The sequence below is a fragment of the Tenggerimyces flavus genome, assembly GCF_016907715.1.
Taxonomy (GTDB): domain Bacteria; phylum Actinomycetota; class Actinomycetes; order Propionibacteriales; family Actinopolymorphaceae; genus Tenggerimyces; species Tenggerimyces flavus.
This window is the reverse complement of record NZ_JAFBCM010000001.1, coordinates 4928431-4951525: the sequence shown is the minus strand read 5'-3', so window position 1 is coordinate 4951525 and position 23095 is coordinate 4928431. Positions and strand designations below refer to the sequence as shown.

At 70.0% G+C, this 23095-nt stretch carries 19 protein-coding genes; 5 read left to right on the top strand and 14 right to left on the bottom strand.

Annotated features, from left to right (window positions below):
* Positions 1 to 862 precede the first annotated feature (862 nt).
* Positions 863 to 1804: a MarR family winged helix-turn-helix transcriptional regulator gene (locus JOD67_RS23115; RefSeq protein ID WP_205119787.1), complete on the bottom strand. Its 942-nt coding sequence runs from the start codon at positions 1802 to 1804 to the stop codon at positions 863 to 865.
* A gap of 259 nt (positions 1805 to 2063) precedes the next feature.
* Here JOD67_RS23115 and JOD67_RS23110 point away from each other — a divergent pair, with 259 nt between their 5' ends.
* From JOD67_RS23110 to JOD67_RS23100, 3 genes are all read left to right on the top strand, one after another.
* Positions 2064 to 2285 carry a hypothetical protein gene (locus tag JOD67_RS23110; protein ID WP_205119786.1) on the top strand — a complete coding sequence of 74 codons (222 nt, stop codon included), beginning with the start codon at positions 2064 to 2066 and terminating at the stop codon, positions 2283 to 2285.
* 40 nt (positions 2286 to 2325) lie between these two features.
* Positions 2326 to 5301, top strand: a complete 2976-nt coding sequence (locus JOD67_RS41290) for a helix-turn-helix transcriptional regulator (protein WP_205119785.1) — start codon at positions 2326 to 2328, stop codon at positions 5299 to 5301.
* A 669-nt stretch (positions 5302 to 5970) separates the two neighbouring features.
* A complete protein-coding gene (locus JOD67_RS23100; RefSeq protein ID WP_205119784.1) occupies positions 5971 to 7041 on the top strand; it encodes a hypothetical protein in 1071 nt (356 codons plus the stop codon).
* 19 nt (positions 7042 to 7060) lie between these two features.
* On the opposite strand, the gene JOD67_RS23095 is transcribed toward JOD67_RS23100, so the two are convergent.
* The 11 genes from JOD67_RS23095 to JOD67_RS23045 all read right to left on the bottom strand — a co-directional run bounded on the left by JOD67_RS23095 (position 7061) and on the right by JOD67_RS23045 (position 19257).
* Positions 7061 to 7585: a hypothetical protein gene (locus tag JOD67_RS23095; protein WP_205119783.1), complete on the bottom strand. Its 525-nt coding sequence runs from the start codon at positions 7583 to 7585 to the stop codon at positions 7061 to 7063.
* Between the two features lie 26 nt (positions 7586 to 7611).
* Positions 7612 to 8985 (bottom strand): RsmB/NOP family class I SAM-dependent RNA methyltransferase, encoded by a 1374-nt coding sequence (locus JOD67_RS23090; protein WP_205119782.1) that lies wholly within the window; start codon positions 8983 to 8985, stop codon positions 7612 to 7614.
* Entirely contained in the window at positions 8985 to 9911 is a 927-nt protein-coding gene (fmt, locus tag JOD67_RS23085) for a methionyl-tRNA formyltransferase (protein WP_205119781.1), read from the bottom strand. Before fmt ends, JOD67_RS23090 begins: the two co-directional genes overlap by 1 nt.
* The gene (def, locus tag JOD67_RS23080) at positions 9911 to 10456 is read right to left on the bottom strand and encodes a peptide deformylase (protein WP_205119780.1); all 546 of its coding nucleotides are present in this window, start codon (positions 10454 to 10456) and stop codon (positions 9911 to 9913) included. Before def ends, fmt begins: the two co-directional genes overlap by 1 nt.
* A 158-nt stretch (positions 10457 to 10614) precedes the next feature.
* On the bottom strand, positions 10615 to 11232 hold the full coding sequence (locus JOD67_RS23075) for an HAD family hydrolase (protein ID WP_205119779.1): 618 nt from the start codon (positions 11230 to 11232) through the stop codon (positions 10615 to 10617).
* 38 nt (positions 11233 to 11270) lie between these two features.
* Positions 11271 to 13298 (bottom strand): primosomal protein N', encoded by a 2028-nt coding sequence (locus tag JOD67_RS23070; RefSeq protein ID WP_205119778.1) that lies wholly within the window; start codon positions 13296 to 13298, stop codon positions 11271 to 11273.
* Positions 13299 to 13332: 34 nt separating this feature from the next.
* Positions 13333 to 14526, bottom strand: coding sequence for a methionine adenosyltransferase (metK, locus tag JOD67_RS23065; protein ID WP_307782512.1), 1194 nt, complete (start codon positions 14524 to 14526; stop codon positions 13333 to 13335).
* 94 nt (positions 14527 to 14620) lie between these two features.
* Positions 14621 to 15454: an alpha/beta fold hydrolase gene (locus JOD67_RS23060; protein ID WP_205119776.1), complete on the bottom strand. Its 834-nt coding sequence runs from the start codon at positions 15452 to 15454 to the stop codon at positions 14621 to 14623.
* A gap of 41 nt (positions 15455 to 15495) precedes the next feature.
* The gene (locus JOD67_RS23055; RefSeq protein WP_205119775.1) at positions 15496 to 16959 is read right to left on the bottom strand and encodes an Rv2578c family radical SAM protein; all 1464 of its coding nucleotides are present in this window, start codon (positions 16957 to 16959) and stop codon (positions 15496 to 15498) included.
* A gap of 35 nt (positions 16960 to 16994) precedes the next feature.
* On the bottom strand, positions 16995 to 18074 hold the full coding sequence (locus tag JOD67_RS23050; protein ID WP_205119774.1) for a serine hydrolase domain-containing protein: 1080 nt from the start codon (positions 18072 to 18074) through the stop codon (positions 16995 to 16997).
* Positions 18075 to 18294: 220 nt separating this feature from the next.
* Positions 18295 to 19257, bottom strand: a complete 963-nt coding sequence (locus JOD67_RS23045; protein ID WP_205119773.1) for a helix-turn-helix transcriptional regulator — start codon at positions 19255 to 19257, stop codon at positions 18295 to 18297.
* 152 nt (positions 19258 to 19409) lie between these two features.
* Between JOD67_RS23045 and JOD67_RS23040 the strand changes: the two genes are divergently transcribed.
* Positions 19410 to 20402, top strand: a complete 993-nt coding sequence (locus JOD67_RS23040; RefSeq protein WP_239553992.1) for an ATP-binding cassette domain-containing protein — start codon at positions 19410 to 19412, stop codon at positions 20400 to 20402.
* Positions 20399 to 21154: an ABC transporter permease gene (locus JOD67_RS23035; protein WP_205119772.1), complete on the top strand. Its 756-nt coding sequence runs from the start codon at positions 20399 to 20401 to the stop codon at positions 21152 to 21154. The genes JOD67_RS23040 and JOD67_RS23035 overlap by 4 nt, the downstream gene beginning before the upstream one ends.
* A gap of 63 nt (positions 21155 to 21217) precedes the next feature.
* Here JOD67_RS23035 and JOD67_RS23030 read toward each other — a convergent pair whose 3' ends face one another.
* Positions 21218 to 21502, bottom strand: a complete 285-nt coding sequence (locus JOD67_RS23030; RefSeq protein ID WP_205119771.1) for a DUF2277 domain-containing protein — start codon at positions 21500 to 21502, stop codon at positions 21218 to 21220.
* Between the two features lie 3 nt (positions 21503 to 21505).
* Positions 21506 to 22906, bottom strand: a complete 1401-nt coding sequence (locus JOD67_RS23025) for a DHA2 family efflux MFS transporter permease subunit (protein ID WP_239553990.1) — start codon at positions 22904 to 22906, stop codon at positions 21506 to 21508.
* Between the last annotated feature and the right edge of the window lie 189 nt (positions 22907 to 23095).

Sequence of the window (23095 nt, the reverse complement as noted above, 5' to 3'; positions counted from 1 at the left end):
TCGTTGTGTTCTCGGATTGGCTTGGCCGGGTCCGGCAGCAGCCGGAATCGACGCCTCGACACGCCACTTGTGTCGAGCCTGTTTCCCCCATCGCGGCCCCCACCTGCACGACCAGCCGACCGATGATCCCCGGTACGGTACAGGTCCACCGGAGACCGCCGACGACCGACTCGCCGGATGTGCGCCGCAGGGCCGCCAGGCGCTCCGCGGCCCCGGTCTGCGCCCGGGGGCGTGCGGCGACCAGAGCCGTTCGCGACGCCGTTCCCAGGCCCGTTGCCCGGCCTGTTGTCAGGCCCGTGGGAGCGCCCGTCGGAGGTCCCGGCGCGCGGGTCTGGCGGGCCCGTCGTACCGGCCGACGGTCCCGATCCGGAGCCACCCGTCGCCCGACCGGACGCACCCTCGTCCGGCTCGTCGCCGACCTGCCGGAGCGCGTCCGACGGATACCAGCTGGTCGCCCCGTTCGCCTCCAACCGGACGCGACCGTGCCAGCCGTCGCTCTCGCGCACCCACCAGTCGAGCTGTCCTGGCCACCAGGTGTCGCGCACCTGGACCAGCACCTGCCGTGGTGGCGCCACCTTCCGCGAGCCCGCGCCGGTGGCCGTCTGTCGAGCGGCCACCGAGGCGTTCATCTTGCCGGCGAGCTGGACCGCCTCGTCCCTGGGGACGTCCCGCTTGCCGTGCCATCCGTTGACCGCCGCGTCCCACACACCGAAGCCGCGGTCGGTCGTTCTCACTGCGAACCGATCGGTCATGCCTGTCCTTCGTCCGAGTCGCTGACGTTGGGCAGGTCGTACGAACGGGTGTTCGAATCATAGACATGGATCGGTGTGAACGCCAACCCCGGGTTGGTTGTCGCGGCGGCTCAGTGTGAGGCGCTCGCCAGCCGGGCGGGCTGCGCGGACGCGGGCATCCGTGCCACCGCGCCGAGCAGGTGCCGGAACCTGTCCTGTTGCCTCGCGGTCAACGACTCGGTCAGCAGCGACTCGACCCGCACGATGCCCGGCGTGACCTCACGCAGCGCCTGCTCACCGGCAGGCGTCAGCGTCAGCAGGTTGCGCCGGGCGTCGTGGACGTCTCGCGTACGCGACACCAGTGAACGCCGCATCATCCGGGCGATCATCTCCGCGCCGGTGGCCTTGTCCAGGTGCGCCCGCTCCCCCAGCGACCGCTGGTCGCTGAACGGTGCCTCGGCCGTCGCCGACAGCAACGCGGTCTGGGACGAGGTGAGCCCACCGATCTCGTGGCTCCACAGCCGTTCGTGCGCCTGCTGTGCCCGCCGGATCAGATGCCCGAGCACCGCCGGCAGCTCCGGAATCGCGAACCGGTGATGCCCGGCCACGATCTCGACCACCTGCCCACTCGTCCGCGCCGCCAGCTCGACGTGCGTGATCGTCCGCAGCAGATCCAGCAGGACGTCGAAGTCGTCTGCCGGCACCGGCGTGGCCAGGCGCAGCTGGACCTCGTCGATGATCGGCGTCGCCTCACGCAACACCCGCCAGCCCGCCGGCGTCAACGAGACCAGGTTGCGCCGCGCGTCGTCGGGGTCGCGCGCTCGCCGGAGCCAGCCGTGCCTGACCATGCGGGCGATCATGTCCGCGATCGTCGCCTTGTCGAGCGAGGCCCGTTCGCCGGCCGAGCGCTGGTCGATGCCCGGCTCGTGCGAGACCACGACCAGCAGTGCGTACTGCGGCGAGGTGAGATCTGGACCGACGAGGTCCGTCCAGAGTCGTACGTGCACTTGTTGGGCGACGCGTAGGAGATTTCCCACGGTCCAGTCCCAATCGGGGAGGGGTACGTGCGCCACTGCCAGGAACCTCGATCCTTCGGGTTCCCCCCAACTGGTCACAGTAGTCCAGGACCGTCCCGCGGTGCCCGATCCGCACTCCCGGCGTGCCGCCTCCTTACCCGCCTTACGCCGCTCTTTCCCCAGGTCAGCGCCGATAAGGCCGGCCAGGTAAGGGGCCTGCTCCGCAAGATGAGGCAGCTGCCTCATGTGCGCCCAGGGGCCTTACGACGAATCTGTAACTACCGCGAAAACGCGGACCCAGACAAGGAGAACCGAGATGAACAGCTTCATCATCACCGACCTGGCCCGCACCACCATCTCCCAGCGCCACGCCGAGGCGGCCGCCCACAACCGGGCGAAGCTGGCCAGCCGGGCCTTCACCAAGGCCACGCATTTCATCACACGGGTGACGAACCGCCCCCTGGTTCCCGCCCAGCGCGGTCCCCAGTCGAGCAACCAGCAGCCCGAGTTCGTCGGAGGCGGACGAGTCCGTGGCTGACCTGACGAACATGCCGACTCCAGATGGCATCCTTGACCTCGTGCCAGACGTGGTCTCCAGCCCGGCCTTCATCGGCCGGACACGAGAGCTCGCCGATCTCGAAGCGGCTCTCGCAGGTGTGAAGAACGGCCCGACCGCGATCTTCGTCGGCGGTGAGGCGGGAGTGGGAAAGACCCGCCTCACCGAGGAGTTCGCGGTACGGGCACGTTCGGCTGGCGCCCGCGTTCTGACCGGGGAGTGTTTCGAGCTCAGCAGCGAGGCCGTGGCGTACGCGCCGTTCACCGGCATCCTCCGCGACCTCGCTCGTGAGCTCGGCGCACCCGCGATCGCCCAACGCGCCGGCCGCGGCGCACCGATCCTCGCTCGCCTGCTGCCGGATCTCGACGATCCGTCCGCGCCGGCGATCGATCCGGAGACGGCGCGCGCCCAGCTGTTCGAGCACGTGCTGCTGCTCGTGGAGGATCTCGCCCGCGAACGGCCGTTGGTCCTCACCATCGAAGACGCCCACTGGGCCAGCGCCTCGACGCGCGATCTGCTGGTGTTCCTGGTCCGGAGTCTGCGCGTCGTTCCCGTTCTGCTGTTGGTCAGCTACCGCTCCGACGAGCTGCACCGCACTCACCCGTTGCGTCCCCTGCTCGCCGAGCTGGACCGTTCGCGTTCGGTCGACCGGATCGAGCTCGGCCGGTTCGAGCGGGGCGAGGTACGCGAGCAGATCGCGGCGATCATCGACGCGGAGCCGAACTCCGCTCTGGTCCGGGCGATTCACGACCGTACGGACGGCAACCCGCTGTTCGTCGAGGAGCTGGTCTGCTGCAACCGCGGCGAGGCGACCAGGTTCCGTGCGGCGCGACTGTCCGACTCGCTGCGCGATCTGCTGCTGTCGCGGGTCGAACGGCTTCCCGAGGAGAGCCAGGACCTGCTGCGCGTCGCCGCGGTGGGCGGCCGCGGCGTCGAGCACGATCTGCTGTCGGCGGTCACCGAGCACACCGAGGACCAGCTCGAGGCAGCGCTGCGGCCAGCGGTCGAGGGGCACATCCTCGTACCGGACGATCAGGGCTACCAGTTCCGGCACGCGCTGATCCAGGAGGCGGTCTACGGCGATCTGCTGCCGGGTGAACGGACGCGACTGCACGCGCGCTACGCCGCGAAGCTGTCCGAGCCGAGCGGCTCCGCGAAGGGCGGCCGGGCGGCGGCCGTGGCGCGGCACTGGTACGCCGCGTGGGACGTCGAGCGCGCGTTCAACGCCGCGTGGGTGGCGGCCGGCGAGGCCGAGCAGGCGACCGCGCACGCCGAACGTCTCGGCTTGTTGGAACGCGTTCTCGAACTCTGGGATCGGGTGAACGATGCCGCCGGGCAGCTCGGCCTGTCCCACGTTCACGTGCTGGACAGAGCGATCACCGCTGCCTGGAACAGCGGCGACAACGAGCGCGGCATGTCGTTGATCAACGCCGCGATCGCCGAGGTCCAGCCCGCTGCCGAACCCGAGCTGACCGCGCTGCTCCTCACCCGGCGGGCCAAGGGTCTTCGTGCGTTGGGGAAGCCCGGCTTCGAGGCGGATCTCAAGCGGGCCGAGCAGATCGCCCGTGCGCTGCCGCCGGGTCCGGTGCTGTCGAGAGTGCTCGGCGACCTCGCCAAGGTGCAGGTCGCGATCCCGTTGGACGACGACGCCCGCGCGTACGGCGAGGAGTCGCTCGCCGTGGCTCGCGCGGTCGGCGACGTGGAGAGCGAGCTCGGCGCGCTGATCACGCTCGCCTGCGCGTACGACCACTTCGGCGACCGGGACGCCGCGATCGCTCGCGTCATGGAGGCGCGGGAGATCCTCGACAAGTCCGAGCTGCCGAAGCTGTGGCTGCCGCTCGCGATCAACGAGTCGGACATGTACGAGGGACTCGGCGAACACCAGAAGGCCGCGGACGTCGCGCTCGAGGCGATGGCCTATGCGAAGGAGCTCGGATTCGCCCGTACGCAAGGGGCATTCCTCGCGATCAACGTCGCGGAGCCGCTCGTTTCCCTTGGCCAGTGGGACAAAGCGCTGGCGATCCTCGACGACGCGATCGACCTCGACCCGCCGTTGCGCAACATGGGACTGCTGTTGACGTTGCGCGGCCTGGTCCGGGTCGGCCGGGGGGATGTCGAGGATGGGGAGCGAGATCTCGAAGCTGTGCGTTCGCTGTTCGAGGGCCGGGTGACCGACTCGCAGGACCACCTGCCGATGGTGCAGCTCGAGGCGAAGGTCGCGCTGGCGCAGGGCCGGCTCGACGACGTCTTCGCGTCGCTGGACGAGCCGCTCAACGAGGAGCGGTTCCTGCGTTCGCGGCGCTATGTCTGGCCGCTGCTGGAGATCGGCGCGCGTACCGTCACCGTGTGCACGTTGCGGTCCCGCGCGTTGCGGGACGACATGACCGCCAAGCGGGCGGCGAAGTCGGCGGCGAAGATCGAGCTGCGGGCCTCGAAGCTGAAGTCGGTCGGCGTTCTGGAGACGGCGCGCAAGCTGACCGTGTTCGCCGAGCTGGGCTGGGCGCGGGGGCTGCACGACCAGCGCGCGTGGGACGAGGTAGCGGCCGCGTGGGTGACGGGCGCGCAGCCGCACGACGAGGGCTGGGCCTTGACCCGAGCGGCCGAGGCGGCGCTGCTCGCGGGTGACCGTTCCGCGGCGGCCGAACGACTGGAACGCGCCGGCGCGATCGCCGACGAGCTGCAGGCCCGCCCGTTGCGGCTCGCGGTCGACCGGCTGGCGGCTCGTGCGCATCTCGAGGTGAGCACGGCCTCGGACGCTCCCGCGGCGAGCGCGGTGGAGAAGCTCGGCCTGACCGCGCGCGAACTCGAGGTGCTGCGGCTGGTCACGTCGGGGCGGACGAACCCGCAGATCGCCGCTGAGCTGTTCATCTCGGCCAAGACGGCGAGCGTCCACGTGTCGCGCATCATGGCCAAGCTCGGCGTCGCCAGCCGCGGCGAGGCCGCGGCGGCCGCGCACCGCCTGCACCTGTTCGACACCGACGACGAGGTCCCCGCCTGAGCCCTTCCGCGCGCTGTTCGCGGTGATCATGTACGTGATCATGAAGCTGGACTGGTCGTATACGACGGGTTGCCTTCATGATCACGTTCATGATCACGGGCAGGGCTCGGTGGCCAGGGTTGGAGCGGGGGTTGGCGCCGGTGCTGCGGTTTCCTCCATCTTGGGTGCCCGAGTGCCTTGACCTCTTGGCGAAGCTCTTCTGGGTCTGGTGCTGTCTTGATGCGGTGTTCACTGAGATCTCTTCGGGGTTTGGGGCTCTCGGGGTCTGTGGCGGCGGTCGATTGTGGTGGCCGGTCCGGGACGCGTCAAGGGCGTCGCGGCGGCTTCGCAGAGGGGCGACGTCGCTTCGCGACCGCGGAGCGGCCCTTGACTCGCCCCGGCCCGGCCACCTGTTTTTCACGCGCCGCCCCTGCCCCCGGAACAGGTGTCCCGGGGGAGGTTCCTTCTTGCTGGGGATTGCTGCCGTGCTCGCGTTGTTTGTGGGGCTTCCCCGGTCTCTTGTGGTGACGATGAAGCCGGGGCGATCCGTTGCCCGTCGTTTTGAATGAAGGGCACCTTCATTCAATAGGTTCGTATGAAGGTGCCCTTCATTCAAACCCTGTTGGCGCGAAGAGCTCGCTCTGGGACTAGTCTGGCCCGCGCTCCAGGACAAACGTGAGAAAGGTGACTATGAGCCCCGCGAGCGCCCTCAGTGCACTGCTCGTCGCCGCGCTCGTTCTCGCTGGGTGTGGTGGCGCCGACGAGCCTGCTGAGGCACCTAAAGAGGTCGCCGCTCCGCTTCAGGGGCCGGACGCCTGCGACCTGGTCTCGGCCGCGACGGTTGCTGACGTTGTCGGGCCTAGCCTTCCGATCGACTACGGCGGCGTCGGGTCGCCGGACAGGACGTCCAGCGAGTGCGGCTGGACCTTTCACGTCATCACGTTCGGCGACGAGAACGTCCGCCGCCCGTTCGAACGACGCCTCACTCTCGAGGCCACGGGCACCAAGGGTGACTCGTGCGCGGAGGTGAAGGCGCAGGGAACGGCTGTTTCGGACCTCGGTACGAAGGCGGCGATCGACTGGACGGACGAGGGTGTCGAGCTCACCTTCTGCCGTTCCGGCGGGTTCGCGACGATCACCTGGTCCGCACTGGACTGGCAAGCCGGTAAGAAGATCTCGCCGTCCAAGGCGGAGGACACGGACACCCTGAAGCGCCTGGGCCGAGAGGTCGACAAGCGATGGAAGTCGGCGAGGCGCGCCACGGCCACGAGTTTCAGGCTCCCCTCACGAGGCCCCGGGCCCGAGATCCCTGCCGTGTGCGAGTTCGTCTCGGCGGACACGCTGGAGGCCATCCGGGTCGACAAGCGCGTGCGTTCGGACAAGAGCCTCGCCACCTGTGGGTGGGAGCTTTCGCGCGAGGGCGGGACTACGCCCGGTTCACCGATAGGCCGCCTCCTGGAGGTCGATGTCGATTCCTACCCCGATGGGCAGTACTCCGGCTGGGAGGAGGCGAGCAACTCGGCGCGCCAGTTCAGCCACGCGTACGGGGCCGCACCCGACTCCGTACTCGGCGGAGGTTCGGTCGTGGCTGAAGCGACGTCGGGCCGCGGCAGAGGTGCCAAGGGAGCGTTCGCCGTCGAGGTCAGCCTCGTGGCCAGGGACTTCGGCGGGACCGAGGCGCGTCCGGATCCCTCGAACGACGAGATCATCGCCCTCACCCGCAAGGTCCTGACGGAGGTCCTCGCAGCGCTCCCCCAGTGACGAGGCCGACCTAGGTAGCTCAAGAGCGGGCGCGGCGGCCTCCGGGGCGGCGGGGTTCGAAGGCGAGAACGGCGCCGGCGATCATCAGGATCGAGCCGGCCAACAGCAGGATCGTGCCCATGCCGATCTGGCCGGAGAGGTAGCGCTCGTCGGTTCCCGCGCGGATCCCCTGCCACACCCCCACCGTGAACAGCACCAGGCCCGGAGCCCCCGCGCCGATCGAGAGCAGCGGTCGGTTCAGGACCAACGCCAGGACGCCGCACAGCACGCCGATCACGAGCGGCAGACCCGGGAAGAACAGGTCCGAGCTCCCGAACCCATCCCCCGGGAACACGTACTGCGGCACATAGACGCCAGCGATCTGATCGCCCGGCAGCTCCATCCGCGCGTCGGGCTGCGGGATGCCGGCACCGATAATCAGGGCGCCGATGAAGACGATGAACGCGGCCCCGACCGCCAGCGTGTCCGGCCGGCCGGGCGCCTCAGCAGGCGGCGACTCGACGGCAGCAGCGGGAGAAGGAGCGAACGAGTGTCGACCGGCCATCCCCACCACCCAGCGTCACACGAGCGTCACTGAAGCCTTCGTAGGAGAGCAAGGTACATCGCGTCTGTTCCGTGCCGGTGAGGCCATAGCTGTATGTCCGGTCCAGGCCCGAGCTCCGGCACTCTGGGCAGCAGCGGACGCGCGTCGATCCGGTCGACGTCGGCGCGTCCGGCGAACGTCTTCGCGATCACCTCGCGCGTCTCCGCGGGGTGCGGCGAGCACGTCACGTACGCGACCAGTCCACCCGGTCGTACGGACGCCAATGCGCTGTGCAGTAAGCGAATCTGCAGGTCCTGCAGCACCGCAACGTCCTTCGGCTGCCGCCTCCACCGCGCCTCCGGTCGGCGCCGCAAGGCGCCCAGACCGGTGCACGGCGCGTCGACCAGAACGCGGTCGAACGAGCCCGCCGGCCAGGCCGGCACCGTTCCGTCCGCGCAGACCGTCAGGGTGGGGCTGGCGTTCCCCTGCAGCGCGTCGGCGACGAGGCGGGCGCGGTGCGGTTGGCGTTCGACGGCGACGAGCTGTGCCGACCGTTCGCCGGCGAGACCGGCCAACAGCGCGGCCTTGCCGCCTGGCCCCGCGCACAGGTCGAGCCACCGCCGGTCGGGGCCGTCGAGCGGCGCGTTGGCGAGGGCGAGCGCGACGAGCTGGCTGCCCTCGTCCTGCACGCCGGCGCGACGCGAGGCGATCGGCGCGAGTGCCGCCGGGTCGCCACCTTCGAGCACGGCGCCGTGCGGTGACCACCGGCTCGCGATCGCGCCCGCCGCGACCAGCTCGTCGACCGTCGAGCGCCCCGGCCACGCCGCGAGCGTCACCCGAGGCGCCGCGTTGTCCGCCTCCAAGGCGGCCGCCGTCTCCTCCAGCGAGCCGCGCAGAGCGGCGAGGAACGCCTCGACCACCCATCGGGGATGCGCGTGCCGGGCGGCGAGGTTGCCGACCGGGTCGTCCTCGTACGCCGGCGCGGTGACCGCGAGCCAGCCGTCGGAGTCGCGCGCCGCCACCTTGCGCAGCACCGCGTTGACGAACTTCGACGGCCCGACCCCGGCGACCGAACGTGCGAGGTCGACGCTCGTCGCGACCGCGGCGTGCGCGGGCACCCGCATGCCGAGCAGTTGGTGGGTGCCGATCCGCAGCACGTCGAGCACGGCCGGATCGACCTTGGTGAGCGCACGATCGACGCAGCGGCCGATCACGTCGTCGTACCCACCCCGATGCCGGAGCGTGCCGTGCGCGAGCTCGGTCGCGAACGCGGCGTCGCGCGGGTCGAGCCGGTGGTCGCGGAGCGCCGCGGCGAGGGCGAGGTTGGCGTACGCGTCGCGTACGGACACCGCGTGCACGACCTCGTACGCGGTCTGCCGAGCGCTGTCGACGCGTGCGCGGCGCCGTTGCTGTGGGGCCATCACTCGAGGCGATCGGAGGGGTCGAGCCGGTGCCCGCGGGTCCAGTCCGACGCCGGCATCAACCGCTTGCCGAGCGGCTGCACGTCGCCGAGCTGGACGGGCGTGGTGCCGGTGCCGACGAGGACGCGCGACTTCTGCACCGACAGCTCCCCCGGTGCGAGCTGGGGCTCGTCGGGCTGGACCAGCACGGGCCCGAGCTTGAGGCGTTCGCCGTGGATCGTCGTCCACGCGCCCGGCGCGGGCGTGCAGGAACGGATCAGCCGGTCGACCGCAAAGGCGGGCTGCGACCAGTCGACGCGGGACTCCTCGACGGTGAGCTTCGGCGCGTACGTCATGCCCTCGACCGGCTGCGGGCGTGCCTCGAGCGTGCCGGCGGCGATGCCGTCGATGGTGTCGAGCAGCAGCTTGGCACCGGAGACCGCGAGCCGGTCGAGGAGCTCACCGGCGGTGTCGGTCGGGTGGATCGGCTCGGTGAGTACGCCGAACACCGGGCCGGCGTCGAGCTCCTTGACGATGCGGAACGTGGACGCGCCGGTGACGTCGTCGCCCGTGCGGATCGCGTACTGCACGGGCGCCGCACCCCGCCACGCCGGCAGCAGCGAGAAGTGCAGGTTGACCCAGCCCTGCGGCGGAACGTCCAACACTGATTGGGGAAGCAGCCCGCCGTACGCGACGACCGGGCAGCAGTCCGGGGCGAGCTCGCGGAGCCGCGCCTTGAACGTCTCGTCGCTCGGCTTCGGCGGTTTGAGGACCTCGATGCCCTCGGCCTCGGCGCGTTCGGCGACCGGCGAGGGGTGCAGGTGCCGGCCGCGGCCGGACGGCGCGTCGGGTCGGGTGAGGACGGCGACGACCTCGTGCTCGCTCGCGAGGAAGGCGTCGAGCGCAGGGAGAGCGACCTCGGGGGTGCCGGCGAACAGCAGCCGCACTAGAGGGCTCTCCCGAACGTGCTGTGCGGCGACACCCGTACGTCCGGCGCGGCCAGCCCGGACCACTCGGCCTCGCGGATGAGGCGCATCGCTTCCTTGCGGGTGTCCTTGTCGAGCCGGTCGAGGAACAGCACGCCGTCGAGGTGGTCGGTCTCGTGCTGCAGGCAGCGGGCGAGCAGCTCGGAGCCCTCGATCGTCACCGGATCGCCGTACATGTTGAAGCCCTTGGCGATCACCCGCATCGCGCGGACGCAGTCGATGCTGATGCCCGGAATCGACAGGCAGCCCTCGAGCCCGCGCTGCTCCTCCTCCGACAGCTCGAGCGACGGGTTGATCAGGTGGCCGACGACGTCCTCGACGTTGTAGGTGAAGACGCGGAGCCCGACGCCGATCTGCGGAGCCGCGAGGCCGGTGCCGGGCGCGGCGAGCATCGTGTCGGTGAGGTCCTGGACGAGCCTGCGCAGCTCCTTGTCGTACGACGCCACCGGCTCGGCCTTGGTGCGGAGAACGGGATCGCCGAACAGGCGGATGGGCTGCACTGCCACGCGTTTGCTCCTCGTTGAAGACTGGGGTCCAGCAAGTGTACGGCTGGACATATTGGTCGAGCCGACTCGCTCAGTTTCGCGCCGGGACAAGCGAGCAAGCCCCGGTCAGCGGCATGACCGATGTGCAATCTGGCTGTTTCTTCGACGAGCCGGCTCGACTACTTGCCGAGGACCCCCCTGGCCACGAGCTGCTCGCGGAGCGTGGCCGCGCCGACGAACTGCTCTGACTCCATGCCGACGGCCCGGGCGCCCTCGACGTTGTGCATCACGTCGTCGATGTAGAACGTCGAGCTGGCCTCGAGCCCGAAGCGGTCGAGCAGCAGCTCGTAGATCTCCGGCGCGGGCTTGACCAGGCGTTCGACGCCGGACACGACGACGCCGTCGAACTCCTGCAGGATCGGCCACTCCGCCACCGAGATCAGCCACTTGGCCTCGGAGAAGTTCGTGAGCCCGTACACCGGCAGGCCCTTGGCCTTGAGCTCCCGGAAGATCGCCACGGTGTCCTCGATCGTGCCCGACACCATCTCGGCCCAGCGTTCGTCGTACGCGCGGATCAAGGCCTCGTGCTGCGGGTGCTGGGCGATCAGCTCGGCGATGGCCTCGGGCCAGGGGCGGCCGGCGTCCTGCTGGTAGTTCCACTCGTGCGTGGTCACCTCGGCGAGGAACGCCTCGATTGCCGCGTCGTCGGGCAGCAGGCTGCGGTAGAGGTAGTAGGGACTCCAGTCGAGCAGGACGCCGCCGACGTCGAACACGACGGCCTTGATCGGTGTGGTCACGTGATCTGACCCTACCGATGCGCGGCGATCATCGCCTTCTAGGCGAGGGCCAGCGGGTCGATGCGGACGCGGGCGTTGCCGGGTGACTTGCGGGCGCTGCGGACGCCCTGCGCGCCCTTGAGCGCGGCGGACAGGGCGCCGCCCTGGGCGCGGGGGACGCGGATGACCGTACGGAACACCTCCTCGTCGTCGGCCGACTCGACCGGGACCGGGCCGAGCACGCTCGCGGTCGGCGGGAGCTGGGCCAGGTCGACCAGGTCCTGGACGACGTCGGACGGGCCCTCGACGGTCGCGAGCCGGACGGCGGGCGGGAAGCCTGCGTGCTGGCGCTCGCCGAGCTCGCGGCTGGCGTACCCGTCGGGGCTCCACCGGACCAGCGCCTGGAGCGCGGTGCCGGCGGGGTCGCCGACGACGATGACCGAGCCGCCCTGGTCGCCCGGCCTGACCAGAGCCGCTGCGGCGAACCAGCGTCGGAGCGCTTCCTCCCCGGCGCGCAGGTCGGCGCGGGCGAGGAACAGCCAGGTGTCGAGCAGCAGCGCGGCGGCATACCCACCGTCGGTCGCGACTGGCTCGGCGCCGGGGGTGGCGACGACGAGGGCGGGCTCGTTCGACACCTTCATGAGGACCTTGTCGCCGCCGGAGGTCTTCACCGGGAAGCGCGGGAACGCGCGGCCCAGCTCCTCGGCGGTCCGCCGCGCGCCGACGACGGGAGCGCGCAGCGTACGGCCGCCGCAGTTCGGGCACTCCCAGCCGACGGCCGCCCTGCCGCACCAGCCGCACGCCGGCGGGCTGCCGGGGGCGCCGCGCTGGAGCGGGCCGTGGCAGTGCGTGCAGCGCGCTGGGTGGCGGCAGTCCTGGCAGGCGAGCGCGGGGAGGTAGCCGGCTCTGGGCACCTGGATCAGCACCGGGCCTTTGGTGAGGGCGTCGCGGGCGATCTCGAAGGCGCGGTGCGGGATGCGTACGGCCTTGGCCGCGGGGTCGCGGGCGAGGTCGGCGTCGTCGGTGACCACGACGCGCGGCACTCGTCGGCGGACCACGTCGCGGGCGGCGGCGAGCGGCCTCGCCCAGCCGGTCTCGACGAGCTGCGCCCCCTCCGCGGTGACGGCGAAGCCGCCGATGATCGCGGCGGTGTTCTCCAGGTGGGCGCGGAGCAGCAGGACCTCGCGGACGTGCGGGTACGGGGCGCGCGGCTCGGCGTGCAGGTCGTCGCCGTCGTCCCAGACGCCGACCAGGCCGAGGTCGCGGACCGGGGCGAAGGCGGCGGCCCTCGTGCCGATGACGCAGCGGACGTCGCCGCGCCGCACGGCGAGGAACCTTCGGTAGCGCATCGCCGGGCCGACCTCGGCGCTGAGCAGGACGTGCTGGCCTTCGCCGAGCTCTTCCTTGCAGGCTTCGTCGAGGCGGGCGGCGTCGCGGTGGTCGGGAACGATGAGCAGCACACCGCGTCCCTTGGCGAGCGTCGCCGCGGCGGCCTTCGCGAGACAGCGCGGCCAGTCCTCGCCGGGGAGCGCGGTCCAGACGGCTCTCGGGGTCTCGCCTCGTGCGAGCGCGTCGAGGTAGCGGGGGCCGGTCTCGTACGCGGCCCAGGGTCCGGGGGCTGGTCGTTCTTGCTGGTGCTCTTGGCGTTCTTGGCGTTCCTCGGCCTCGACGCGGGCGTGGCGCGGTGGGACGGCGAGCCTCAGGACGTCGGGCAGTGTGCCGGCGTACCGGTCGGCGACGGCGCGGGCGAGCTTGGCGATCTCGGGCGCGAGCACCTGCTCCGCGGAGACGAGCCGTTTGATCGGCAGTAGCTTGCCCTGGTGGTCGGTCTCGTCGACGCGGTCGAGGACGAAGCCGTCGAGGTCCTGCCCGGCGAACCGGACGCGGACGCGGGTGCCGGGTTGGCAGTCGTCGTGGAACTTCTCGGGCACGACGTAGTCGAACGTCCGGTCCAGGTGCGCGAGCGGCGTGTCGACGACGACCTTGGCGATCGGACGTTCCGGCGCGGGGCGCGACGGCGCGACCGGGCGCGTCTTGCGCACCTTGGTCTTGAGCAGCGCGAGCTGCCCGCCGTCATCCTCGATCATGGTCCGAGGTTAGGCGGTACCTCCGACGTGTTGCCTACAGGCCGGCGGCCGTTCGCAGCGTGTCGGCGCGGTCGGTGCGCTCCCAGGTGAAGTCGGGTTCGTCGCGGCCGAAGTGCCCGTACGCGGCGGTGCGCGAGTAGATCGGCCGGCGCAGGTCCAGGTCGCGGATGATCGCGGCGGGGCGCAGGTCGAACACCTGGAGGACGGCCTTCTCGATGGTCTCGATCGGGACGACCTCGGTGCCGGAGCAGTCGACGTAGAAGCCGACGGGCTGCGCCTTGCCGATCGCGTACGCGACCTGGCACTCGCAGCGCTTGGCGAGGCCGGCGGCGACGATGTTCTTGGCGATCCAGCGCATGGCGTACGCGGCGGACCGGTCGACCTTTGTCGGGTCCTTGCCGCTGAACGCCCCGCCGCCGTGCCGTGCGTACCCGCCGTACGTGTCGATGATGATCTTGCGGCCGGTGAGGCCGGCGTCGCCCATCGGGCCGCCGATCTCGAACCTGCCGGTGGGGTTGACGAACAGCCGGTAGCCGGTGTGGTCGACGTCGAGCTCGGCGAGGACCGGCTCGACGACGTGCTCGCGGATGTCGGGGGTGAGCATCGCGTCGAGATCGATGTTCGCGGCGTGCTGGCTGGAGACGACGATCGTGTCGACGCGGACCGGGCGGTCGTCCTCGTACTCGATGGTGACCTGGGTCTTGCCGTCCGGGCGGAGGTACGGGAGCGTGCCGCTCTTGCGTACCTCGGCGAGCCGCTTGGACAGCTTGTGCGCCGCGTGGATCGGCAGCGGCATCAGCTCGGGCGTCTCGTCGCAGGCGAAGCCGAACATCATCCCCTGGTCGCCGGCGCCCTGGCGGTCGATCGGGTCGACGGAGCCAGAGGTGCGCTCCTCCCAGCCGGAGTCGACGCCCTGGGCGATGTCGGGGCTCTGGCTGCCGATCGAGACTGTGACGCCGCAGGAGCCGCCGTCGAAGCCCTTCTGACTCGAGTCGTACCCGATCTCGAGGATGCGTTCGCGCACGATCGTGGGGATGTCGATGTACGTCTGGGTGGTGACCTCACCGGCGACGACGACCAGGCCGGTGGTGACGAGGGTCTCGACGGCGACTCGGCTGAGCGGGTCGTTCTTGAGCAGGGCGTCGAGGACGGAGTCGCTGATCTGGTCAGCGATCTTGTCGGGATGGCCTTCGGTGACCGACTCCGAGGTGAACAGTCGACGGGACACGGCCGTCCTTTCCAGGGCGCGCGGTTCAGGAGGGCGCGTGGCGCGCACCGCGCTTCCAGGGTAGCGAGCCCCGGCAGCTTGGACCGCGTGCGGGTTACAGAAAGTGAGATTTGTCCACATGGCGAGCGGCGAAGTCGGCGAGGGTGATCGCCAGGTCGCTCGGGTTCTCCACTTGGAGGAGGTGGGTCGCCCTCGGGAGGACGTATGACTCGGCCTCGGGGAACCACTCTTTGAGCAGGGCGTGCGCTTCCACCGCGACGGCCGTCACCTCACCGCTGCGTTCGCCCACGATGGCCAGCACCGGGGCGGTGATGCGCGTGGCTTCGGCTTGGCTGAAGGACCAGGGGCCGACCGACGGCGCTTCGACGGTGATGAACGTGTCGACGTCCTGCACCGCCTGGTCGAACGCGCCCTCGGGCAAGCCACGATCGATGCTCGCGCGGTAGTCCTGCCCGCAGACTCCGGCGAGGAACGCGTCGACCGTTCCGGCCTTGTCTCCGTTCTGGTACCGCTGGAACATCGGCATGATCGTCCGCTCGGCGAGTACCGCGGAGCTTGGCACCGGCAGCGACGGCTCGAGCAACGCCAGCGACGCGACGAGCGAAGGTGCTTGGAGCGCGAGCTGCAGCGCGATCAGGCCGCCCGACGAGTGGCCCACCACGTGCGCCCGATCGATGCCCAGGTGCGCGAGCAGGCCGCGGGTCTGCTCGGCCTGGTCGGCGAGGTCAACGGGACCGGGCGCACGGCTGGACTCGCCGTACCCGATCCGGTGGTAGTTGATCAGCTGGAACCGCTCCGTCAGCGCCGGCTCCCCCAACAGCGGCGCGAAGAACGACGCGATCAGCCCTCCGTGGACGAGCACCACCGGCTCTCCGCTGCCCACCACCTCGTACGCGAGCTCGACCTCGCCAAGCCGTACGCGTTCCATCACAGTCACTCCCCCGTCAGACCCCAAGACCGCGGACGAGTCTACGGCGGAGCCGGAACGCGACGGGCCTCACCAGCTTCCAGCGAACCGAGCCGATACCGCCTGGCCAGCTCCCGCACTCGCCCCGAGATCGATGACGAGTACGCCTTCGGCGCGTACGACCCGCCGCCGTACAGCCGCTCGTACCGCGGCACCAGCGACGGATGCTCCCGCGCGAGCCACGCGTAGTACCACTCGCGCGCACCCGGCCGCAGGTGCAACACGATCGGCGTGATGCTCGAAGCGCCCGCCGAAGCGATCTCCCGCACCGTCTCCGCCAGCTGCGCCGGCGAGTCGGACAGGAACGGCAGGATCGGCGCCATCAACACCGCGCACTTCAGTCCCGCCGAGGTCAGCGTCGAGCACATCGCCAGCCGTGCCCGCGGACTCGGCGTGCCTGGCTCGACCGTGCGCCAGAGGTCCGCGTCGGTGGACCCGACCGAGACCGCCACCGACACGTCCGTCACCTCCGCCGACTCCTGCAGGAGGGGAAGATCCCGCAGCAGCAGCGTGCCCTTGGTGAGGATCGAGTACGGATTCCGCGCGTCTCGCAAGGCACCGAGGATCTCCGGCATCAGCTTGTACCGGCCCTCGGCACGCTGGTAGCAGTCGACGTTCGTGCCCATCGCGATGTGCTCGCCCGTCCACTTCGGCGCGGCCAGCTCGCGCCTCAGCACCTCGGGCGCGTTGATCTTCACGACCACCTTGCTGTCGAAGTCGGCGCCGGCATCGAGATCGAGGTACTCATGCGTGCGCCGCGCGAAGCAGTTGTGCGACACCACCCCGTTGGCCACGAAGTCGCCGGTGCCGGTGGTGAGGTCGTACATCCGCAGCTCGGCCCCCACCGGCTCGACTGTCTGCACGCGTCGCCCGCACGACTCCGCGACCCGGGCACCGACCAGCCCGAGCTCGGCCGTGTCGGTCCCCAACCCGATCCCGCTCACCGGCTCCCCCGGCCGGAGGAACGGGCGGCCCTCGTAGACACCCGGGTCGTCGGTGACGTACTTCCACCCGCTCGGCGTGAGGAACCGATGGTCGCCACTCGCGATCAGCTCGGTCCCGTCGTCGAGCCGAACGAGATACCCCTGCTTCGTCGTCGCCCAGTGCGCCAGCACCTCGGTCAGCGCGAACCGCCGGTCCTTGCCGTTGTCCAGCGTCCCGTACACCACGTCGCCGGTCCTGACCTGCGCCAACGGCTTGGTCCGCCCGTCGGACATCAGGATCGGCGTGTCACCGGACAGGCAGTAGACACACGCGTGGCTGCACCCCCTGTACGGGTTGATCGTCCACGAGAACGGCACCCGCGACATCCCCGGCACCTTGTTGATGACCGACTTGGCGCGCACCTCGTAGAACGTCATCCCGCGAAACTCCGGGGTGTCGAACGTGCGGGTGACGAACCCGTCCATGCCGAACAGAGCCTCCTGCCCTGGCAGGTCCGGCTGTCGCAGGTTGTCCCATCGCATGCGCCCACTTTATCGAACACGCGTTCGAACGCAAGTCAGCGCAGAGCGCGGGCCAACTCCGAGGCGACGTCGGCGCGGACCGGGTTCGAACGGGGCGTCTCCCGCGTGGGATGTACCCGGTTCGACAGCACGATCACGAACGCCTGCGACGCGGGGTCCGCGACCACCGACGTCCCCGTGAAGCCCGTGTGTCCCCACACCCCCGGCCGGGCCATATCCCCCATGAAGGACTCCCGTTCCAGGTCGAACCCCAACCCGCGCTGACTGCGTGGTCCGATGCCGGCGTTCGCGTCCGTCAACATCTCCTTGACAGAAGCCTCGGACAGCAAGGGCGGCCCACCTGACAACAAAGCCTGGGTGAACACGGCCAGGTCGTACGCCGTCGCGAACACGCCCGCGCTGCCCGCCACGCCTCCCAGGAGCCACGCCGTGCTGTCATGCACCGACCCCCAGATCAGCCCGCGATCCGGCTGGAACTCCGTCGGCGCGATCCGCGGCAGCAGCGAAGCGGGCGGGTTGTACAGCGTGTCGACCAAGCCGAACGGCTCGCAGATCTCCTTGCGGACAAGGGCATCCAGGGACGAGCCCGACACTGCCTCGACCACCTTCGCCGCCACGATCGCGGACAGATCCGAGTACTTGTACGCGGTACCCGGCTCGGCCTCTGCGGGCACCTCGTAAATCGTCGCGAGCCGCGACTCCACCGAGGGATACGGCTGCAGTTTGTGTCCCGAAGGCAGTCCCGCCGAGTGCGAGAGCAGCTGCCGAACGGTCGCGCGCCGACCCACGACGAACGAGGGAAGGTAGTCGGCGACAGGCACGTCCAGAGCGAGCGAGCCCGACTCGACCAGTTGCATGGCGACGACAGCGACGTACAGCTTCGAGATCGACGCGAGGTCGTAGATCGTGTCCGTACGCGTTGGCACCGGCGACGGCAACAACGCGCCGTCGACCCCGTGCGTCGCCACCACGCCGACTGCGGAGTGCTCGACGATCACGCCGTCGCGCGCGACCAGCAACACCGCACCCGGAGGTAGCCGCGACGCCAGGATGGAGCGCATCCGAACGAGAGGCTCGCGGAGCAGGCCAACCTCGTCCGGTGTCCCCAAGCGCACGCCGGAAGGATAGGGCACGTCTCTCAAACATCGCCGGGCGCGCGACACCTCCCAGAAGTCAGCAGAGGCCGCCGGGACGCGGTGGTCGCCTTACCCGGCCAGCTGCCCCACTACCTGGCGTCCACCCCACGTAAAGCGGCCAATGATCATGTAAACATGATCATTGGCCGCAGGGCGGGGCCCGGACCGGTCGAACCCACCGCTGGACGAAAGATCGAGGTTAGCGGTCCCCGGCTCGCGCGAAGCGGGCGGCGGTGGACCGAACGAGCTCCTCCAGCTCCGGCGGCGAGACGACCGAGAACTCGTGGCCCATCGCGGTCAGCACCATCGCCGGCCACACCAGCTCGTCCACGTTCATCACCATCCGCGTCGACGACTCGTCGATCGGCGAGAACGTCCCACCCACGTCCGACGACGCGTTCTCCAGCTCCGCGTACGGGACATGGAAGACGACCTCGACGCGGTGCTGCATCGGCACCGACGCGAGCCGCGACCGGACGAACGCGACCGCGTCCTCTCCGGGCAACGGACGTTGCCGGAACGGCGTCCCCGTCGACCGCGGCTCCCGCAGTCGGTCCACCCGGAACGTCCGCCAGTCCGCGCGCTCGACGTCCCAGCACACGAGGTACCAGCGCCGCCCGAGCGACACCAGCCGATGTGGCTCCACCAGCCGCTCGGTCTCGACACCGTCGGCCGCGGAGTACGAGAACCGCAACCGCTCGTCGTCCCGGCAGGCCTGCGCGATCACCGTCAGCGCGGTCGGGTCGACCCGCGGCCCGCGACTCCCACCGGCGGGAACGGTCGTGTACGTCTGCAGCGCGTCCACCCGGCGCCGCAGCCGAGGCGGCATCACCTGCACGACCTTGGCCAGCGCGCGTACCGACGTCTCCTCGATCCCCTCGACAGCCCCACCGGCCGCCGTACGCAGTCCCACCGCGATCGCCACGGCCTCCTCGTCGTCGAGCAGCAGCGGCGGCATCGCCGCACCGGAGCGCAGCTGGTAGCCGCCGGCCACCCCGCGGTTCGCGTCCACCGGGTACCCCAGCACGCGCAAGCGGTCGATGTCGCGGCGCAACGTCCGTTCGCTCACCTCGAGCTTGCCCGCCAGCTCACCGCCCGGCCAGAACCGATGGTTCTGCAGCAGGGACAGGAGCTGCAGCATCCGGGAGCTCGTGTTCGCCATGACTCCAGCCTGGTGCTGATTGAGGACGAATTCTGACCGGAATGCTACCTAGTCTCGATCTCAGAACAGCGAAAGCCGGAATAAGAATCCGCGTACCGTACGTTGTACGGTACGATCTACGATCCCCGCCCGAAGGAGCAGTTGATCGGCACATGACCACCACGATGATCCACACCGTCGGCCTGACCAGGCACTTCACCGTCAAGAAGGAGACGGTCGAGGCCGTTCGCGACCTCGACCTGCACGTGGAGACCGGCGAGCTCGTCGCCTTGCTCGGGCCGAACGGCGCCGGCAAGTCGACCACGCTTCGGATGCTCACCACGCTGATCCCGCCGACCTCCGGAACGGCCGAGGTGGCCGGCCTCGACGTCGCCCAGGACCCGCGCGGCGTCCGGAGCCGGATCGGGTACATCGGCCAGGGCAACGGTGCCGGCCACAGCCAGCGCGGGCGAGACGAGCTGTACTCGCAGGGCCGCGCGTACGGCATGAACCGTGCCGCCGCGAAGGCGCGGGCGAACGAGCTGGTCGCCTCGCTCGACCTGGAGAACGTCGCCGACCGCGTGGTCTCGTCGCTGTCCGGCGGCCAACGACGGCGGCTCGACATCGCGATGGGCCTCATCCACACCCCCGGGCTGCTGTTCCTCGACGAGCCGTCGACCGGCCTCGATCCGCAGAACAGGGCCAACCTGCAGGACCACATCAAGAAGCTCCGCTCCGAGCACGGGACGACGATCGTGCTCACCACGCACTACCTCGAGGAAGCCGACCAGCTGGCCGAGCGCGTGATCGTCATCGACCACGGCAAGGTCATCGCGGACAACACCCCGACGCGGCTCAAGTCGGAGTTCGCCGGCGACAAGATCACCCTGACGTTCGACCACGCCGAGGACGCGCGGCACGCGCTCGGCCGGATCGGGATCGACGGCGCGCAGGTCACCCAGAACGAGGCCGTGGTCACGGTCGTCGCCGACGGCGGTGCGGCGCTGGCGCCGAAGCTGCTGCGTTCCCTCGACGAGGGCGGCCTGCCGGTCGCGAGCGTCGAGGTGGCGCGACCCACTCTCGACGACGTTTTCCTCAACCTCACGGGGCGAAGCCTGCGCGAAGACACCACCGCGGCGACCGAAGAACAGGAGCAGAAGGCATGAGCAGTACGACGTTCGTCACCGACACCGCGACCGTCTTCAACCGCGAGCTGAAGCCGGTGCTGCGCGACCCGTTCTCGGTCATCTTCACGATGGTGCAGCCGCTGTTCTTCCTTGCCCTGTTCACTCCCCTGCTTCCGGACGGGATCGCCGGGGCGAGCGCGCTGCAGTGGTTCGTGCCCGGCATCGTGGTGATGTCGTGCCTGTTCGGAACGTCCGCGACCGGCTCCAACCTGCTCTTCGAGATGATGACCGGCGCGCACGAACGGATGCTCGTCTCGCCACTGCGCAGGTCGTCGCTGATCGTCGGGCGGGCGCTCAAGGAGATCGTGCCGATGTTCGTGCAGGCACTGATCATCGTGCTCGTGACGCTGCCGTTCGGGTTCCGCGCTAACCCGTTCGGCGTGCTGATCGGGCTGGTCATGCTCGCGGTGTTCTGCGTCGGCCTCGGCGCGTTGTCGTACACGCTGGCGCTCGCGGCGAAGAACCAGGAGTGGCTGTTCTGGGCCGTGCAGCAGACGCTGCTGTTCCCGTTGTTGCTGCTGGCGGGGATGATGCTGCCGATCGACAACGGTCCGGGCTGGCTGCAGACGATGTCGAGGTTCAACCCGTTGACGTACGTCGTGAACGCCGAACGCGCCTTGTTCAACGGCTTGTTCGACGCCTCGACGATCGGTGCGGGTGCACTCGCGGCGGGCGCGATCGCGGTGCTCGGCCTGGCGGTCGGCATGCGGGCGATGCGTAAGAGCAACTGACCCACTCGGTGGTTGGTGCTGGCCGCCAGTCGGATCGCGACGGCGGCCAGCACCAACAGCCCGCTAGGGACGGCGCAGGGCGGAACGGGCGGCGATGCGGGCCTGGACCTCGGGCCGGCGCAGCGGCGGCACCGTGGTCGGCGGGTTGCGGCGCGGAGGCAGCGAGGCGAGCAGCTTGGTCGTCGCCTCGGTGACCGCGGCGACCGCCTCGTCGAACGCCTCACGCGTCGAGTCGGTCACGGTCGCCACCCCGCTGACCTTCCGCACGTACTGCGTCGCGGCGGCCTGGACCTCCTGAGGCGTCGCCGACGGCTCGAGGCCACGAAGCACGGTGATGTTCCGGCACATGCGCTATCCCTCCTTCTTCGCCGTGGGGATCAAAGCGGCCCCGACGATCGCGAACACCGACAGGATCGCAGCTACGAGGAACGCCGAGTGCACGCCACCCGCGGTCGCCTCGACCTCCGACGAGCCCGTCCGGGCCAGCCCGGCCGCGGCCAGGCTCAGCACGGTCACCAGCAGCGCCACGCCGGCGGCGCCGGCGAGCTGCTGGATCGTGGCGAAGATCGCCGAGCCGTACGAGTACAGCTTCGGCTCGACCGCCGCGAGGCCCGAGGTGAACAGCGGCGTGAACACGAACGCCAGGCCCACGCTCAGCATCAGGTGGAACGCCAGCACCAGCCACAGCGAGCTCGTCGCGCTGAAGAACAGCGTCGACCACAGCGCGAGGCTCGTCAGCACGGCGCCGGGCACGAGCAGCGTGCGCGCGCCGAGCCGGTCGTACAGGCGTCCGACCACCGGGCCGAGCAGACCCATGATCAGACCGCCCGGCAGCAGGAGCAGGCCGGTCTTCAACGGCTCCAGGTGCAGCACGTTCTGCAGGTAGATCGGCAGGATCACGACCGCGCCGAGCAGCGTCATCATCATCACGACCATCAGCGCGGACGAGACGACGAACGCACGCGACTTGAACGTCCGCAGGTCCAGCAGCGCACGGTCGTCGCGCTGCAGGATCAGCTGGCGCCACACGAACGCGACGAGGCCGAGACCACCGACGACGAACGGGACCCACAGCGGCAGGAACGGCTCGGCGTTCGCGGCCTCACCGACACTGCTCAGCCCGTACACCAGACCACCGAAGCCGAGCGCCGAGAGCACGACCGACAGCACGTCGATGCGGTCGTTCGTCGCCTCGCCGATGTTCACGATCTTCGGGATGCCGATGACCATCGCGATCAGCGCGATCGGCAGCACGGTCCAGAACATGAACCGCCAGCTCAGCAGGTCGAGCAGGATGCCGGACACGGTCGGTCCGATCGCCGGCGCGACCGAGATCACGATCGACAGGTTGCCCATCACCGCGCCGCGGCGTGCGGGTGGGACGAGCGTCATGACCGTGGTCATGAGCAGCGGCATCATGATCGCCGTACCGCTGGCCTGGATGAAGCGCGCGGTGAGCAGGACGCCGAATCCCGGCGCGATCGCGGCGAGCAGCGTGCCGATGCTGAACAGCGTCATCGCCGTGCCGTACAGGACCTTGGTAGGGATGCGGCGGATCAGGAAGCCGGTGATCGGGATGATCACGGCCATCGCGAGCAGGAACCCGGCGGTGAGCCACTGGCCGGTGGCCGGGGTCACGTTCAGCTCGGTCATCAGGACCGGCAGCGCGACGCTCATGATGGTCTCGTTCAGCAACACGACGAACGTCGAGACCAGCATGACCGCGATCACGGTGCGATCGCGGGGACTCATTCGTTCCGGCGTCGCCTCACCGGCGTCGGCGGCAAGTGGTCTGTCGCCCGTCGATTCCACGACGTCAACTGGCATGGTGATGAGCCCCCTCGAAGCTACGGTGTTGTGGCTTACGCCAGAACTGACTACCGAACCCTCTGAAACTCATCGGTGCAACGAGATATTTCCGGTTCTCAGGCGTGGATGTGG

What these genes read in the sequence shown, in the direction of transcription:
- JOD67_RS23110 (WP_205119786.1), top strand. Translation starts at nt 2,064, where the DNA reads ATGAACAGCTTCATCATCACCGACCTGGCCCGCACCACCATCTCCCAG.
- JOD67_RS23100 (WP_205119784.1), top strand. Translation starts at nt 5,971, where the DNA reads ATGAGCCCCGCGAGCGCCCTCAGTGCACTGCTCGTCGCCGCGCTCGTT.
- JOD67_RS23095 (WP_205119783.1), bottom strand. Translation starts at nt 7,585, where the DNA reads ATGGCCGGTCGACACTCGTTCGCTCCTTCTCCCGCTGCTGCCGTCGAG.
- JOD67_RS23090 (WP_205119782.1), bottom strand. Translation starts at nt 8,985, where the DNA reads ATGGCCCCACAGCAACGGCGCCGCGCACGCGTCGACAGCGCTCGGCAG.
- JOD67_RS23070 (WP_205119778.1), bottom strand. Translation starts at nt 13,298, where the DNA reads ATGATCGAGGATGACGGCGGGCAGCTCGCGCTGCTCAAGACCAAGGTG.
- JOD67_RS23060 (WP_205119776.1), bottom strand. Translation starts at nt 15,454, where the DNA reads ATGGAACGCGTACGGCTTGGCGAGGTCGAGCTCGCGTACGAGGTGGTG.
- JOD67_RS23055 (WP_205119775.1), bottom strand. Translation starts at nt 16,959, where the DNA reads ATGCGATGGGACAACCTGCGACAGCCGGACCTGCCAGGGCAGGAGGCT.
- JOD67_RS23045 (WP_205119773.1), bottom strand. Translation starts at nt 19,257, where the DNA reads ATGGCGAACACGAGCTCCCGGATGCTGCAGCTCCTGTCCCTGCTGCAG.
- JOD67_RS23040 (WP_239553992.1), top strand. Translation starts at nt 19,410, where the DNA reads ATGACCACCACGATGATCCACACCGTCGGCCTGACCAGGCACTTCACC.
- JOD67_RS23035 (WP_205119772.1), top strand. Translation starts at nt 20,399, where the DNA reads ATGAGCAGTACGACGTTCGTCACCGACACCGCGACCGTCTTCAACCGC.
- JOD67_RS23030 (WP_205119771.1), bottom strand. Translation starts at nt 21,502, where the DNA reads ATGTGCCGGAACATCACCGTGCTTCGTGGCCTCGAGCCGTCGGCGACG.
- JOD67_RS23025 (WP_239553990.1), bottom strand. Translation starts at nt 22,906, where the DNA reads ATGAGTCCCCGCGATCGCACCGTGATCGCGGTCATGCTGGTCTCGACG.